Here is a 15,366-nt window from a genome sequence, read left to right as displayed (position 1 = left end):
GCGGGCGCCGTCGTCACCGCGCTCGACTTCAAACTGGTCGCCGAACTGGAGCGCATCACAGCCGCGCGCGGTGCCACGACCGCCCCCTGAGCCTCACTTCCGCAGCCCCTCCTGCGGCCCGCACCGTGGGCATGGCGCGACGGGCACGCCGACGACAGGATCGGTCTGGGCCGTCTCGGTTTTTTTCCTGCAAGTGAGCTGCGGTCCCGAACCGCGCGAGCAGTCGGCGCGGGGCGGGACCGCGCGCTCGCCCGCATGCACTCGCGGCCCCCTACTCCGACAGCCTGGCCCCCCTCTGAGCGCTTTCCTCGTTGGATCACCAGAGATGTGATGGCTGCTCAGACAAGACCCCCGCGACCTGGCACGAACCGGTGTGGCTGTGCCCCGGACACGGCGCCTACCTCCCCCTCGCCGCCATCCGAGCCGACGTCACCGGGGAGACCGTCGCCCGCGCCATCACCGTCTTCACTGGCGCCGGAAAACGCCGTGACGACACCGAGACACCGCCCGCCCTGCGCGTGGTGCGCCGCATCCAGGACCGCGCCGTGCGCCTGATGTACGAGCTGCCACAGGGCCCCGTCTTCCTCACCAGCTACCCGCGCCCCATGCCATCGAGGGCAGGTCATCGAGATCATGGAAGGCGACCTCGCCACCCTCCTCACCGCACCGCTCGTCGGCGGACGCACACTCCAACTCGCCACCCACGCACCCTGATCTTCCGTCCCCTGGGGGAACCGTCGGCAGCGGTCCAGGGGACGGGGCACGGCTCCGGTCTCGTGGCGGCGGTACGAGGACGGGGCCTACCAAGGTGGAAGAGGAGAACGGCCTCAACTGGCCTGGGCCTCCGGCCCCCGCGCTCCTAGCGTCTCCAGGGGCGCGGCCATTCGTTGCGACAGGCCCCGCCCCGCCACGCCCGTCACCAGACGCGACGACCTGGAAAAGGAGCACGCATGACGGAGAACGTGAAGGCCCAGAAGTTCAGCACCCTCTTCCGCTGGTTCGACCAGAGCGGGGACGGGCTGCTCACCCATGACGACTTGCAAGGGATGGCCGAACTGTTCGCGGGGCTGGCGCGCGAGGACGACAAGGAGAACGCGTCAGCGATGCGGAACGCCTTCGAGACGTGGTGGCAGTTACTGCTCGCCCACGGCGACTCCGACGGAAGCGGGCAGATCTCCAGGCAGGAGTTCATCGCCGTCATGGAGGCCAACGTGACCGACCCCCAGCACTTCGGGGAAGCCGTGCTGGCGATCGCCGACGCGCTGATGCGGGCGCTGGACACCGACGGAAGCGGAATGCTGAGCCAGGCGGAGTACGTCCGGATGTACGACGTTCTGGGGATTCCTCCGGTCCATTCCGAGGCGGCGTTCCGTCTGCTCGACCAGGACGGCGACGGTGCGCTCAGCCATGCCGAATTCAGGTCGGCCATCACCGAGTTCTACCTGAGCGCCGACCCGAAGGCCGCCGGGAACTGGCTGCTCGGCCCGATCGACCAGTCCGTCTGAGGGCCCGCGCGGCCAGGGGGTGGGCGGCGCCGCCACAGCCGAGCGCACCGCCCCACCCCTTCAATCGAGCGCGGCGATCAGCACGTGCCCAGTGCCTCCGTCAGCGCGGACTTCTCCGCCGAGTCGACCGTCATGCCGTGGGTGTCCTTGACCCAGATCCACATGCGGGCGTACTGGCAGTGGTAGTCCGCCTTCGAGGGCATCCACTCGGCCGGGTCCTGGTCGCCCTTCGACTGGTTGACGTTGTCCGTGACGGCGAGGAGCTGGGCCGTGTCCAGGTCGTTGGCCAGGGACTGGCGTTCGGACTGGGTCCAGCCCGACGCGCCGGAGCGCCATGCCTCCGCGAGCGGGACGACGTGGTCGATGTCCACGTCGGAGGGGTCGGTCCAGGTCTCGCCGTCGTACGGGCTGGTCCAGCTTCCGCTGGTCGGGTAGCAGTCGCTGCCCGTCTCGACGCCCTCGCCGTCCCGCTTCAGCACGGCCTCCCGTGTGTTGCAGCCGCTGCCCTGGTCGATCCAGTGGGGGAACTTGTCGCGGCTGTAACCGTCGGAGGAACCTTCCGCCTCCTCGGTCAGACCGCCGAGCATCGTCTTGGCCTCGGAGGCGGAGGGCGGGGTGGGCGGTTCCGCCTGGGCTGCCGGAGCACCGGTGGTGAACATCAGCAGACCCGCGAAGAGGGCGGCGAACAGGGCGACGAGGGCCGGCCTCCGTCGACGCGCGTAGAGCTTGCGACGCATGCGCTGCATACGAACTCCCTTGATGTGGGGGGAAGTTGAGCGGAGCGGAGAGTTTCATGCTGCCGACGCCAGGTTTCCTCCCGACGGGCGGCAGGTAACAGAGTGACGACGTGTTCACGTCACATCAAGACCCCGGGACCCACCTTCCGGCGGCGCTGGGCGTGACCGTAGCTTCTCCGAGCGCCCCCAACGTGCCTCCGCACCACGCCGCCATAGGGCGAAACGGTGGGTTGTCCCTTCATGCTGGTGTGCGCCTTCACGGGGTGCGGGGTGAAGGCCACACGGGGTGCCCGGCCTCATCAGGGGTGCGCTCTGTGGGTGCCCCTTGGGGTTTCGTCAGCGATGCTCAGGCCGGTGGCACGGGTTGTGCCCACCCTCCCCCAGCTACCGCTGGGAGGTGCCCCCTCGCCAGCGGGACGATTGCCCACAACATTTGCCGTGCCGCCGCCTCCGGGTCGGGTCCGGTGCGGGCCGGTGGCTTCGGCGCGGCGTATGGACCGGTACGTCGCGGCTGGCGCCGCGTGATTCATGGTGCCGGTCGTGGATATGGGGCCCGTGTGTGGTGGGGGTCGGCGCCGCGCCGGGGTGTCTCCTCGGGCGTAAAGGCATCGTCCTCGGCTTTCCGCCGGTGACTTGCTCGCCCTGCGGGGACACCCCGCCACACCACCTCCCACCCGGTGGCCAACCTTCGGCCGACGCCAATTGTTGTGGGCAGGCGTCCCGCTCGGCGAGGGGGCACCTCCCAGCGGTAGCTGGGGGAGGGTGGGCGTGCCGCCGCACGTCATGGAATCGGCCCCGGCGGACCCGGAGCAGTGGTGGGCCACCGGCGGGACGGGGACGCGGTGGGGTGTCCCCGCAGGTCGAGACGAACGACGGCGGAAAGCCGAAAACGAAAGCTTCACGCCGAGGAGACACCCCGGCGCGGCACCGGACACCCCGCACCCACGCGCCCACAACCCCAACGGAAACCCAGAATCACGCGGCGCCAGCCGCAAAGCACCGCACCACACGCCGCGCCGAAGCCACCCACCCGCACCCGGCCCCGCACCGCAGGGCGACGGCACGCCAAAGTTGTGGGCAATCGTCCCGCAAGGCGGGACGGGTGGGCACAACCCGTGCCACCGGCCTGAGCATCGCTGACGAAACCCCAAGGGGCACCGGCAGGGCGTACCCCTGATGAGGCCGGGCACCCCGGGTGGCCTTCACCGCGCACCCCGTGAGGGGGCACACCAGCGTGAAGGGGTAACCCTGCGTTTCCTTCCGCAGCCCCGCGAAGGGGCCCCGTACTGCGCGAATGGCCCTCCCAGCAGGACGGCCGCCCGTGTGGCGGTGACCATGGGACGGACGGCGGTCGGCCCGGTGCGGGCCCGCCCCCGCCCGTACGAGAGTCAGGAGGCCCCCATGACGGCGCAGCCCGCGTCCGGCGCGTCCGGCGCGGCCCCCGCGGCCCCCACGGGCGGCGAGCACACCCGCCGCACCGTGCTGCTCGCGATCGGCGCGCTGCTGCTGGGCATGCTGCTCGCCGCGCTGGACCAGACGATCGTCGCCACCGCGCTGCCCACCATCGTCAGCGACCTGGGCGGCCTCGACCACCTGTCGTGGGTGGTCACCGCCTACCTCCTCGCGGCGACGGCGGCGACCCCGCTGTGGGGCAAGCTGGGCGACCAGTACGGGCGCAAGAAGCTCTTCCAGACCGCGATCGTGATCTTCCTGATCGGCTCGGCACTGTGCGGCATCGCGCAGAACATGCCGCAGCTCATCGGCTTCCGCGCGCTCCAGGGGCTCGGCGGCGGCGGGCTGATGACGCTGTCGATGGCGATCGTCGGCGATCTGGTGCCGCCCCGCGACAGGGGCCGCTACCAGGGCCTGTTCGGCGCGGTGTTCGGCGCGACGAGCGTGCTGGGGCCGCTGCTGGGCGGTTTCTTCACCGAGCACCTGGACTGGCGCTGGGTCTTCTACATCAACCTGCCCATCGGCGCCGTCGCGCTGCTCGTCGTGGCTGCCGTGCTGCACATCCCCGTCGGCAGGCACAAGCACCGCATCGACTACCTCGGTACCTTCCTCATCGCCTCCGTCGCGACGTGTCTCGTCCTGCTGACGTCTCTCGGCGGGACGAGCTGGCCCTGGATGTCCGGGCAGACCGTGCTGCTCGCCGTGCTGGCGGCCGTGCTGCTGGTGTGCTTCGTGCTGGTGGAGCGCAGGGCGTCGGAGCCGGTGATTCCGCTGGGGCTGTTCCGCATCCGTACGTTCACGCTGTGCTCGGTGATCGGGTTCGTCGTGGGCTTCGCCATGTTCGGCGCGATGACGTACCTGCCGACGTTCCTCCAGGTCGTGCACGGCATCACCCCGACCATGTCGGGTGTCCACATGCTGCCGATGGTCGCGGGGGTGCTCTTCTCCTCGACGCTCTCCGGGCAACTGGTCAGCCGCAAGGGCCGCTGGAAGGTCTTCCCCGTCGTCGGCACGGCCGTCACCGCGCTCGGACTCCTCCTCCTGCACCGCATGGGGGTGTCCAGCTCGACGCTGGAGATGAGCCTCTACTTCCTCGTCTTCGGGCTCGGCCTCGGCCTGGTGATGCAGGTCCTGGTGCTGGCGGTGCAGAACTCCGTCGGCTACGAGAACCTCGGCGTCGCCACCTCAGGGGCCACCTTCTTCCGCTCCATCGGCGCTTCGTTCGGCGTCGCCGTCTTCGGCGCGATCTTCACGGGGCGGCTCGGCGACGAACTGGCCGCCGCCATGCGGGGCAAGCGGCTGCCGCAGGGCGTGACGCCCGAGTCGCTGCGCAGCGATCCGCGCGCGGTGGGCTCGCTGCCGCCCGCCGTGCGCGAGGGCGTGCTGGGCGCGTACTCCACCGCCATCACCGACGTCTTCCTGTACGCGTCGCCCGTCGTGCTCATCGCCTTCGTGCTCTCCTGGTTCCTCAAGGAGGAGCCGCTGCGCGGTAGCGTCAGGTCGCCTGACGGCAGCGAGACGCTGGCGGCCAACCCCGTCGAGCGCTCCTCCGCAGACGAACTCTCCCGCGCGCTCTCCCTCCTCTGCACCCGCGAGGGCCGCCGCGACATGTACGCGCGCATCTCCGAGCGCGCCGAAGCGGAACTGGGCCCCGCCGCCTGCTGGCTGCTGCTGCGTCTGCACCGCTACGGCTCCGTCGAGCCGTCGCTGCTCGCCGACCGCACCGCGCTGCCCCTGCACGTGCTCTCCGAGGCGTCGCGCGAACTGGAGGGGCGCGGGCTGGCGCTGCGCGAGGGGCTGCCGCTGGTCCCGACGGACGAGGGCAGAGCGCTGGCCGCGCGGCTCTCGCGGGCGCGCGAGGCGGAGCTGTCCGAGCTGCTCGGCGACTGGTGGACACCGGACAGGCCGCGGGACCTGACCGAGCTGGTACGGGAGTTGAACACGGAGACGGGCGGCGCCGACAGCGACTGCCCGCGCGAGCCGGGCCGCCTGGTGCGGCGCGAGGGACGGCCCGGCACGGCGACGTGAGGCGGCGCGAGCGCGAGGGGGGAGCGGTCTCGGGACGGGCGGGGCGTGCGTCGCAGACCAGTCCATTTATGGCTGATTTGGGCCGGGCTTGGCCGTCGACGGCTCGGACCGCGTAAGGTCCCGGACTGGACAGTTACTGGCGATTCGGGCACCGGCCCGTGCGGAGCACGGCGTCACCGCCCAGGGGAGGGAACCGCGTTGACGGCACACCGCTGCTGTCCGGGATGTGGTGCGGAGCTGGAACCGGGGGGCGTCGCGCAGTGCGGCTGCGCCGGACCGTTCACGGCCGAGCACGTCGATCCGATGCACATACGCCCCTACGTGGATCTGCCGGAGCCGGAGCCGGGGCCCGAGCAGGGGCCAGGGCCCGAGCAGGGGCCAGGGCCAGGCCCTGAGACCGGCTCTGGGGAGGGTGCCGTCGCGGCGCCCGGAGGCCAGGAGAGACCCGGCGAGGACGGTGCGCCACAGCCGGACCTCGCGCCGTTCGCGCGCTGCGGTACGAGCGAGACGGCCGAGCTGCCCGTGATCCCCGAGGGCCCCCGCGCGAAGCTCGCCGGTCTGGGCCTCGGCCGTAACCGGGCCGGAGGGAGCGGGCGGGACGACGCGCGGATCGCGGCGGAGCAGGAAGCCGTCGTCGGCGCGCGCCACGGCCACGAGGGCGGCAACGCGCACCGTGCCGCCAAGCGCCGCCGCCCCACGACCGCCGTGCTGGCCGCTGTGGGCGTCGTCGCCGCGCTGGGCGCCGGGCTGCTGACGACCCAGGCGCTGACCGACGACGAGGACAGCGGCGACGACCGCAGCCTCAGCACCGAGGACCGCTCGCTCACCGAGATCCCCACGGGCGCCCCCACCCGCGTCGCGCCCTCCTCGGGCGCCGACGCCGACGACGCGCACCCCTCCGGTACCCCCTCACGGGCCCAGGGCTCGGGCACCCCGCGCGCGAACCGCGACAGCGAAGCGCACACCAGCCGCGACGTGACCGGACCGAGCGCGACCCCGACCCGCACGTCCGAGGGCTCGGGCTCCTCGGCGGGCTCCGGCTCCCGGCACGACGACGGTGGCCGGGGACGCGGCGACGGCGACGGGCGTACGGGCGGGGACCGCGACCCGTCGAGGGAGCGCCCGTCGGGGCCGACGCTGCGCGCCGGGGACTCGGGGCCCGAGGTGAGCGAGTTGCAGCGACGGCTGAAGCAGGCCGGTTTCCTGGACGCCGAGGCCCCGGAGGACGGCAACTACTCGACGACGGTCACGGAGGCCGTCGTCCGCTACCAGTACGCGCGCCACATCACGGGCGACCCCGACGGCGAGTACGGGCCCTACACGCGCAGGGAGCTGGAGGCGGAGACCTCGGGCTGAGGCGCCGGCTTCCTGGGGTCCACCACTGGCGTGCGGGCGGCTCGCTTTGTATCGTGGAAAAACAAAGTGGTTCCGCCCGTGCCCCTCACCTGACGCGAGGGGCGTCCCTGACCGGCGGGCGGAGCCACCTTGTCCCCGTCGGCGTCCTCCGTCGGTGTCGTGGCGCCCCGAGACGGCCCGACGTCCGTCGCACGCCGCACGCCGCATGTCTCACGCCTCACACGCATCACCACCAGGGAGCCCGCCCGTCATGCCGACACCGCCCCTCACCGCACGCGGCCTGCTGCTCGACATGGACGGCACGCTGGTCAACTCGGACGCCGTCGTCGAACGCGTATGGCGGCGCTGGGCGGCGGACAAGGGCCTGGACGCCGACGAGGTGCTGAGGGTCGCGCACGGCAGGCAGGGCCACGCCACCATGGCCGAGCTGCTGCCAGGACGCCCGGCCGAGGTCAACGCGGCGGAGAACGAGGCGATGCTGGCCCAGGAGACCTCCGACGTGGAGGGCGTCGTCCCCGTGCCGGGAGCCCACGCCTTCATGGCCGCGATCGAGCCGCTCCCGCATGCCCTGGTCACCTCGGCCGACACCGCCCTCGCGGCGGCGCGGATGGGCGCGGCGGGCGTGCGGATGCCGCGGCTGCGCGTCACGGCCGAGAACGTCAGCGCCAGCAAGCCCGACCCCGAGGGCTTCCTCAAGGGCGCGGCGGAACTGGGCTTCGCCCCGGCCGACTGCGTGGCCTTCGAGGACTCGGGCGCGGGCATCGCGGCGGCCCTCGCGGCCGGGATGCGCGTGGTGGGCGTCGGCTCCCGCGCCGGTGACCACGGGCCGACGGTGCACGTGCGCGACCTGACGGGCATCCGCGTCGAGGAACTGCCGGACGGCGCGGGCATCCGGCTCCACTTCGCGGAGACCGCGACCGTCTGACGGGCCTGACGGGTCCGACGGCGCGGCTCGCGGACCCGGCCCCTCCGGTTCCGCCCGCCTGCTTCCCCGGTGCCCGCTTCCCCGGTGCCCGGAGCCCCGGCGCCCGGCGTCAGTCCCTGCTGGCGCGGCGCGCGCGGCGCCTGCTGCTGCGCGTGGTCGTGTTCCGGTAGCCGAACGGGCCTGGCAGGTCCATGGACGTCGTGCGCCGCCCCGTCGAACTCACGGTGCGCTTCGGCCCGCCCTTGTGCCCCATCGTGAAGGACACGGAACGCCGGTTGATGTTCAACCGCACGCCCGGCAGGATCCGGAAGCTCTTGCGGAACGTCAAAGGCATCCTGGCCTCCCTTTCGCACACTGTCTCCGTGCGACTACCCCGCACACGGCGGGTCAACTGCCCCGCGCCGGGGCTCTTCCGACGTTGAGCGCCCGCCCCGTGACGTGCGCGGCGCGCGCGGCGCACGTCACGGGACGGGACTGCTGTGCCGTGCGCGCCGCGTCAGCCGTTCTTCGGCTCGGCCTGCTGCACGACCTCGAAGGACCACAGCGTCGCGCCGCTCGCCGCGGGCTTCGGCTTCTCGGCCTGACCGTCAGCGGCGTCCCCGCCGCCCTCCCCGCCCTGACCTGCGGCCTGGTCCGTGCCCTTGTGCGCTGTCTTCATGGAACCCGCCATCCACGCCTCGAAGGACGCCTCGTCCCGCCAGCGCGTGTAGACGAGGTACTGGTCGGTGCCCTCCACCGGGCGCAGCAGCTCGAAGTGCTCAAACCCGTCCGAGTTCTCCACGGCCCCGGCCCGCGCCGCGAACCGCTGCTCCAGCGTCTCCCGCTGCTCCTCGGGAACGGTCAGCACATTGATCTTCACGATGCTCATGCCCCCATCCTGCCGGAAAGCCCCGCCCCTCCCGTCGCCGCCCGCCTGCCGGGCGTCGAACCACGGCGGTCAGCCCGTCAGCGTGCCGGCCCCGTCAGCCCCAGCAGGTCCGTCAGGTGGCGTCGGGCGTAGGCGGCTGCCTCCTGGGCGCCGAGTGCTCCCGCGTCCACGGTCAGCACCTGCCAGGGAGTCCGTGCGAGGAGGCGGCGGGTCAGATCCGTCTCGCCGCGCAGATGGGCGGCGGCCGAGTCGAGGTCGTGGACGGACCGGGTGCCCGGGGACCCGGCGAGCCTGCGGACGTACCAGTCCCCCCAGGCCTCCCCCTCCCGCTCTACGGCGCGGCGCAGCGCCGTCCCCGGGTCGTCGTGCACGTACACCACGGTGACCCGGACGGGCTCCACCGCCCGGGTCAGCTCGTCCACGACGCGGGCGAGGGCGGCCTCGTCGTGCCCCCACGCCACGAGGGACGGGACGAAGGGCAGGAGGGCGTCCGTCACCAGGTAGTCCCTGCTCGCCGCGAGCGACTCCGCGACGTAGGCGCGCGTGGACGCGACGAGGGTCTCGGGCCGGACGCCCGAGGTTCCGTCGGCGAACTCCTCGGCGACGGGCCGGAAGGCCGGCCGCGTGAGGATGTCCGCCTCCTCGAAGTGGTCGACCGAGGCGCCGGTACCGGCCAGCCAGTCGGCTACGGCGACGCACAGGGTGGACTTGCCGACACCCGGGCTGTTCCCGATCACGGAGATGAGCTGCGCGGTCGTCATGGCGGCAGTCTCGCACCCGCGCGACGCCGTGCCCGGGGCCCCGTACGCCCGCCCCCGTACCGGAGGCGTCGGCCCGGAAGCACCGGAACCACCGGAACCACCGGAACCGGAACCACCGCACCGGAACCATGGGAGGGGGCCGTACGTCTTCTCAGCGTCGAAGGAGGAGTGTCACGTTGGACACGTTCAAGGCGGAGTGGGACGCGCTCGTCGCGCAGGGCCAGGCGCGGCGCGACGTGGAGATGCGGCTCGACTCCGCACCGGCGGAGGGCGGCGGCAACGGGCCCGGCGCCGGAGACCGGCTGGCCACGGACCCCGCCGGGAAGGCCGCTTCGGCGAAGTACATCCAGGAGCAGTTGCTGCCGCACCTGCGCGGCGCGGGCCGCATCGGCGGGGAGCCCGCGGGGAACCCACCGTCGGGGATGCTCGGCAGCGAGCGCGCCCAGCCGGGCGGCACGATGCAGAACTGGCAGTCCTGGCAGGGCGTCGAGCACGTACTGCGCGAGTGGGGCAAGCAGGTGCGCAACCTCGAACAGCGGCTGGAGGGCGAGCGGGACGCGCTGCGCGGCGCCAGGGTGCTCTTCCAGACGCGGGACGGTCTCGTGCGCAACTCCTTCACCACTCCGGCGCCCCTTCTGCCCGGCCTCCCCGGCAACCAGCCCACCGGCCTCCGGCCGGCCGAGTGAGGACGGTCCCCCGCGATGACGCTCTCGTTCCGCGAGATCATGGCCGCCGACCTCACCACGCTGGAGGACGCGGCGGCGGCGTGGAAGCGCATGGGCAAGCGCTTCGGCGAACTGCGCACCGACTACGACGCGCATGTGCGCGGCCATCTGTCGGGCGGCCACTGGGCGGGCGTCGCCAAGGTGACGTACGACGAGGTCGCCAAGGTCTCCGCCGGTGAGTTCGGCAACGCGAAGAGCCAGGCGGAGGGCATCGCCAAGCTGCTGACGGAGGCGTACGACGACCTCGTGGAGCGGAAGCGGACCCTCGGCAAGCGGGTGAAGGAGGCCGAGGACGCCACGATGAAGGTGGACGGCGGCGGCCACGTCGAGCTGGACACCGAAGCGCTGACGGAGGAGCAGAAGGAGGCGCGGCGCAAGGACCCCTCGTTCGCCGCCGCGCTGAACGCCAAGGTGACGGAGTGGCAGGACGCGATCGACAAGGCCGTCGAATCCGTCAACGTCGCCGACGCCGCGATCAAGGCGGCCCTCGAAGCCTCCGCCGCGCCGCCCGGCAGCCGCGCGGCCGGGATGCACGGCTTCAACGCCAAGCAGGTCGACTACGCGCCCCCGGGCTCCAGGGAGGACCTGGACCGGATCCTCCGCGAGTACCAGGTCGCCCCGGACCCGGACGGCATGGTCGACTACCCGCGCAACGGGGCGCTGCGCTTCCTCGCGGGCGGCGGGGTCACGGTCACCAGCAAGGAGGCGGACATGCTCGACGAGCTGGGGATCAGCGGCCTCCAGGACTTCCAGGGCATCCGCGACAACGCGTTCAGCAGCGCCGACGAACGCTTCCCCAGCAAGGACAAGAACGACGACCACAACGACGCCTTCCGCCACGCCTACTGGAACGCGCTCATGTCGAAGAAGTACGGGGCCGAGTGGACGGAGAAGTACACGCTCGCGCACGAGGCGATCCCGGGCAACAACCCCGAGCGGGAGGCGATGGACCTGCACAACAACGAGGTCGGCAGGCGGGTGGCCCAGGCCAACCCGGACGCGAGCGAGGACGAGCTGGCCGATCTCGTCCAGGAGGCCGTTAAGGGAGGCGAGATGGTGGTCGTGCCGAAGGGCGGTGGCCGTCTGGCCTTCAGCGACCAGCTCACCCCGGACGAGACGGGCGACCCGACGCTCCCGCTCCCCGAGGAGCCGCGCGAGACGGGTTCGGGCTCGACGGACGCCGGGGGCTCGGCCACCGGCAAGGGCAGCGGAGTGGGGAGTGGAAGTTGAGGCGCGGACGGATCGCGACGGCCGCGGCGGCGGCAGCGGCGGTGCTGCTGCTGTGCGGGGCGTGTGCGGAGAAGACGAACCAGGTGAGCGAGGCGTATCAGATGGGTGACGGCGGTTCCGATGTGGTGCACGACCGCGAACTGTCCAAGAAGCTGCGGGACCTGAGCGGCCGGGGCGGCACCGCGAAGCTCGCCGATCTCACCGGCTTCGCCTGGGAGAAGGTGCACGTGTTCAGCGAGGGCGCGTCGGCGAAGGACGTCGAGCGTGCGGTGGGCGAACCGGTGCTCGGCGGCAAGCACTACTACGACGCGGGCAACCTCCTCGTGTTCGAGTACAACGGGCAGGTCTACAAGTCCCTCTCGGTGCTCCCGGACCTCCTCGTCACGGAGGGCAGGACGACGTGGGACGCGGACACGGTGCTCGAGCCCCAGTCCGCGTCGCGGCCCGCGCTGCTGAAGCTGACGGCGCCATAGCCGTGCCCGTGTCCCCGCCTCTGTCTCCGCCTCCGTCCCGGCCCCCGCGCCACGGGCGTTCCGCCATACGCCCGGTCGGCGGTGACCGGCCGTGCCGGAAACGCACTAGGGTGCCCGGAGGCTCCGGAAAGGTGGGGACGTGAACGCGGAGGAAGCGCGGCGGGTGGACGCCGCGATGCGGAGGTTGGCGCTCCCGGGTGTCGTCGCGCCGGTCGACCCCCGCGACGCGTCGGGGGAGTGGCGGGTCTACGACCAGGCCGACCCCGACGGCCGCTTCGACATCACGGCGGACACCCTGGTCGCGGTCGTCGTCGAACTCAGCGGCGCACGCCCGTCGCGGCAGCCGCCGCAGCCGGCGGGATGGCCGGCAGGTCCGGCGCGCGGTTTCGTGTATCCGCCCAGGAGAAGGCGCTGACGGGAGACTTCGCGGTGCCGCGGTGCCGCAGCGGTGGTTTCCCGGCCGCGCTTCCCCGTCGCGCTCCCCGGCCCCTGGCTGAACCAGGCATTCCGCCGCTGTGACATGTATCACAGAGAATTCATCGATGATGTGGGCAACTGCCCGAAATTAGGTTCTATGCCCATCCAGTTGCTGCGGCAGGCTATTTCGGGCCCCTGAAATCACTCGTCAAAGCGTCCCGTCGTGCGCTTACTCTGAAGTTCCGGACGCGTCGACCAACGCTATTCCGGGACCTCCGCGTTTCCGTTTCCGGCTGGTCGGCCTCCGCTTCTTCACCGGGCCTTTCGCCGCCCCGTCGGATTCCCTCCGTCATTCGTCCCGCCGTACCGCCTGGATCGCACATGCCTGAACTCTCCGTCATTGTTCCGTGTCACAACGTACAGGAATTCGCGGAAGAAACCTTACGGAGTCTCGCCCACAACGCGGGGCCCGAAACGGAATTCATCCTTGTCGACGACTGCTCCACCGATGCCACCCCCGAGATCCTCGACCGCTGGGAGAGCCGCCTCCCCGGCGCCACGGTCATCCGGCACCCGGAGAACAGGGGCATCGCGCAGAGCCGCAACAGCGGCATCGACGCCGCGCGCGGCAGCTACCTCACCTTCCTCGACGGGGACGACTGGTACGGCCCGGGGTACCTCGACGCGCTCACGCGCACCATCAAGGACCTGGACTGCGACTTCGTGCGCACCGACCATGTGCAGAGCACCGGCACCCAGCGCGTCGTGCGCCGGGCCCCGGCACCGGCGCGGGACACGGTGCTGGACCCGCGCGACGTGATCGGCTCGCCGCACGCGGAGACGATGGTGGACTACCCCTTCGTCTGGGCAGGCGTCTACCACCGTCGCCTGTTCGACGACGGCGCGATGCGGTTCGCCACCGACCTGCGTACCGCGGAGGACCGGCTGTGGACCTGGCGACTGCACCTGAAGGCACGGTCGTTCGCGGCGACGGGCCTGCTCGGCGTGTTCTACCGGCGCGGGGTGGCCACCTCGCTCACCCAGATACGCGACGCGCGGCAACTGGACTTCATCCCCGCCCATGACGCGCTGCTCGCCGACCTCGCCGCCGACCCCGAGGGCGAGCGCTTCCTGCCCAAGGCGGTGCGCACCTACTGCGCGCTGATCGAGTTCCATCTCGCCCGCATCGGGCGCTACCACGCCCCCGTCGCCAGGCAGTTGAGGAAGAGCGCGACTGCCGCGCTGCGGGGCATGCCCCAGGACGTGCTGGACGCGACCCTGGCCACCATGGACGACCGGCGGGCCGACACGCTGCGGCGCCACCGCCCGGCGACGACGGGGAAGGCGGCCTGACCATGCGCGCATCCCGTACGTCCACGAGCGTTCCCACGACGGCACCGCTCACCGAGCCTGCTGCGTCCGCCCGGTCCGACGCCCGTACCGTCCAGATCTTCGAGGTCTCCACGCTCTACGGCGCCGCCACCCTCGCCGCCTCGCTCGACGCCGGACAGTTCGGCCCGCGCGACGCCGCCCGTCGCATCCTCCTGGTGTCCAACAACTCGGCGGTCCCGGAGGCGGCGACCCCGCTGGTCAGCATGAACGGCTTCGACGGCCTCGCGGAGCGCTTCGACGAGACCGTCGACTGGAACGACGCCATCCGCCCGCACCACCCGAGCACATGGGCCCCGCCGCGCGACGAATCGCCCATCTGGGAGCGGATGTTCCGGACCCTGTGGTCCCTCGGGGACGCGCCCGTCGAACTGGTCGTGGAGTCCGTGCACGCCAACCCCGCCAAGGCGCTGGCCACGGCCTTCGGCGGCAGCGTCGTCCACGTCTACGCCGACGGCCTGATGAGCTACGGCCCGACGAGGGACCGCCTGCCGCAGTCGCTGGGCTGCCGCGTCAAGCGGCTGCTGCACCTGGACCTGGTGCCGGGGCTGCGTCCTCTGCTGCTGACCGAGCACGGCGTGCCCTCCGAGACGGTGCCCGACGACGCCTTCACCAAGGTCCTCGGCGAACTGGGCGAGGCGGCGGCGGGGGAGCCCGAGCTGGAGCGGGTCGCGGCGGACGGGCCGACCGCCGTGCTGCTGGGCCAGTACCTCGCGGCGCTGAACATCCTCACGCCGGAGGAGGAGGAAGACCTCCATGTGCGGATGCTCGAAGGAGCGGTCGCGGCGGGCCACGCGTGCCTGGTGTTCAAACCCCACCCCACGGCCCCGGCCCGCTACTCCCACCTGCTGGAGAAGGCGGCGGCGCAGGCCGGAGTGCGGCTGCACGTGCTGGAGGGGCCTGTGCTGGCCGAGGCCGTCTACGCGCGCTGCCGCCCCACCCTGGTCGTGGGCTGCTTCTCCACCGCGCTGCTGACGGCCGCTGCCTACTACGGCATCGCCATCGCGAGGGTCGGCACGGAACCGCTCCTGGACCGGCTGACGCCCTACCAGAACAGCAACCGGGTGCCCGTCACCATCGTCGACTACGCCGTGCCCGATCTGGAGGGCGACGCGGACCCCGCGTCGGCGCTCGCGTCGGCGTCCGCCATCGGGGAGAAGACCGGCGAACTCGCCGCGCTGGTGCGGACGGTGGGCTACTGCATGCAGGCGAAGCTCTACCCGCTCCTGCGCGAGGAGGCCGTCGCCTGGCTGTCGGCCCACCTCGACGAGACCACCGCCCGCTACTTCAAGCGCCGCCGCCTGACCGCGCTCGTCCTGCCCGGCGGCGGTACGTCGGTCCGCGCGCGGCTGCTGCGCAGCAGCCCCTCCGCGCGCTGGGCGGGGCGCCGCGTCCGTGCCGCTCAGCGCAGGCTGCGGCGCCCGCCGAAGCCGGTCGGGGCGAGCTTATTTAATTTATTGTGTTTGGTCGGTAGTGTTTGGTTGTTTTGATCTTGGTGGT

At 72.0% G+C, this 15,366-nt stretch carries 14 protein-coding genes; 10 read left to right on the top strand and 4 right to left on the bottom strand.

Features of this window, described 5'->3' with window-relative positions:
* Window positions 1-950 precede the first annotated feature (950 nt).
* Complete coding sequence (locus ACWGJ2_RS38725) at window positions 951-1,505, top strand: EF-hand domain-containing protein (RefSeq protein WP_453351092.1); 555 nt, start codon at window positions 951-953, stop codon at window positions 1,503-1,505.
* 77 nt (window positions 1,506-1,582) lie between these two features.
* Here ACWGJ2_RS38725 and ACWGJ2_RS38720 read toward each other — a convergent pair whose 3' ends face one another.
* Complete coding sequence (locus ACWGJ2_RS38720) at window positions 1,583-2,251, bottom strand: HNH endonuclease family protein (protein ID WP_453351091.1); 669 nt, start codon at window positions 2,249-2,251, stop codon at window positions 1,583-1,585.
* A gap of 1,392 nt (window positions 2,252-3,643) precedes the next feature.
* Here ACWGJ2_RS38720 and ACWGJ2_RS38715 point away from each other — a divergent pair.
* The 3 genes from ACWGJ2_RS38715 to ACWGJ2_RS38705 all read left to right on the top strand — a co-directional run bounded on the left by ACWGJ2_RS38715 (window position 3,644) and on the right by ACWGJ2_RS38705 (window position 8,003).
* The gene (locus ACWGJ2_RS38715; RefSeq protein WP_453351090.1) at window positions 3,644-5,722 is read left to right on the top strand and encodes an MFS transporter; all 2,079 of its coding nucleotides are present in this window, start codon (window positions 3,644-3,646) and stop codon (window positions 5,720-5,722) included.
* A gap of 198 nt (window positions 5,723-5,920) precedes the next feature.
* Entirely contained in the window at window positions 5,921-7,078 is a 1,158-nt protein-coding gene (locus tag ACWGJ2_RS38710) for a peptidoglycan-binding protein (protein WP_453351089.1), read from the top strand.
* 250 nt (window positions 7,079-7,328) lie between these two features.
* On the top strand, window positions 7,329-8,003 hold the full coding sequence (locus ACWGJ2_RS38705) for an HAD-IA family hydrolase (protein WP_453351088.1): 675 nt from the start codon (window positions 7,329-7,331) through the stop codon (window positions 8,001-8,003).
* A gap of 109 nt (window positions 8,004-8,112) precedes the next feature.
* On the opposite strand, the gene ACWGJ2_RS38700 is transcribed toward ACWGJ2_RS38705, so the two are convergent.
* The 3 genes from ACWGJ2_RS38700 to ACWGJ2_RS38690 all read right to left on the bottom strand — a co-directional run bounded on the left by ACWGJ2_RS38700 (window position 8,113) and on the right by ACWGJ2_RS38690 (window position 9,632).
* Window positions 8,113-8,337, bottom strand: a complete 225-nt coding sequence (locus ACWGJ2_RS38700; RefSeq protein WP_453351087.1) for a DUF4236 domain-containing protein — start codon at window positions 8,335-8,337, stop codon at window positions 8,113-8,115.
* Window positions 8,338-8,499: 162 nt separating this feature from the next.
* Window positions 8,500-8,871, bottom strand: coding sequence for an antibiotic biosynthesis monooxygenase family protein (locus ACWGJ2_RS38695; protein ID WP_453351086.1), 372 nt, complete (start codon window positions 8,869-8,871; stop codon window positions 8,500-8,502).
* A gap of 77 nt (window positions 8,872-8,948) precedes the next feature.
* Entirely contained in the window at window positions 8,949-9,632 is a 684-nt protein-coding gene (locus tag ACWGJ2_RS38690; RefSeq protein WP_453351085.1) for a hypothetical protein, read from the bottom strand.
* 176 nt (window positions 9,633-9,808) lie between these two features.
* Between ACWGJ2_RS38690 and ACWGJ2_RS38685 the strand changes: the two genes are divergently transcribed.
* The 6 genes from ACWGJ2_RS38685 (at window position 9,809) to ACWGJ2_RS38660 (ending at window position 15,356) form a co-directional block, all read left to right on the top strand.
* Window positions 9,809-10,318 (top strand): hypothetical protein, encoded by a 510-nt coding sequence (locus ACWGJ2_RS38685; RefSeq protein ID WP_453351084.1) that lies wholly within the window; start codon window positions 9,809-9,811, stop codon window positions 10,316-10,318.
* Window positions 10,319-10,333: 15 nt separating this feature from the next.
* Window positions 10,334-11,587 carry a DUF6973 domain-containing protein gene (locus tag ACWGJ2_RS38680; protein ID WP_453351083.1) on the top strand — a complete coding sequence of 418 codons (1,254 nt, stop codon included), beginning with the start codon at window positions 10,334-10,336 and terminating at the stop codon, window positions 11,585-11,587.
* Window positions 11,584-12,060 (top strand): hypothetical protein, encoded by a 477-nt coding sequence (locus ACWGJ2_RS38675; RefSeq protein WP_453351082.1) that lies wholly within the window; start codon window positions 11,584-11,586, stop codon window positions 12,058-12,060. The genes ACWGJ2_RS38680 and ACWGJ2_RS38675 overlap by 4 nt, the downstream gene beginning before the upstream one ends.
* A gap of 139 nt (window positions 12,061-12,199) precedes the next feature.
* On the top strand, window positions 12,200-12,475 hold the full coding sequence (locus ACWGJ2_RS38670; protein WP_453351081.1) for a hypothetical protein: 276 nt from the start codon (window positions 12,200-12,202) through the stop codon (window positions 12,473-12,475).
* Window positions 12,476-12,858: 383 nt separating this feature from the next.
* Window positions 12,859-13,830, top strand: coding sequence for a glycosyltransferase family 2 protein (locus ACWGJ2_RS38665; protein ID WP_453351080.1), 972 nt, complete (start codon window positions 12,859-12,861; stop codon window positions 13,828-13,830).
* 2 nt (window positions 13,831-13,832) lie between these two features.
* The gene (locus tag ACWGJ2_RS38660) at window positions 13,833-15,356 is read left to right on the top strand and encodes a polysialyltransferase family glycosyltransferase (protein WP_453351079.1); all 1,524 of its coding nucleotides are present in this window, start codon (window positions 13,833-13,835) and stop codon (window positions 15,354-15,356) included.
* Window positions 15,357-15,366 lie beyond the last annotated feature (10 nt).

It is taken from the genome of Streptomyces sp. NPDC054796, assembly GCF_053611545.1.
This window is presented reverse-complemented; position numbering and strand designations above follow the sequence as displayed.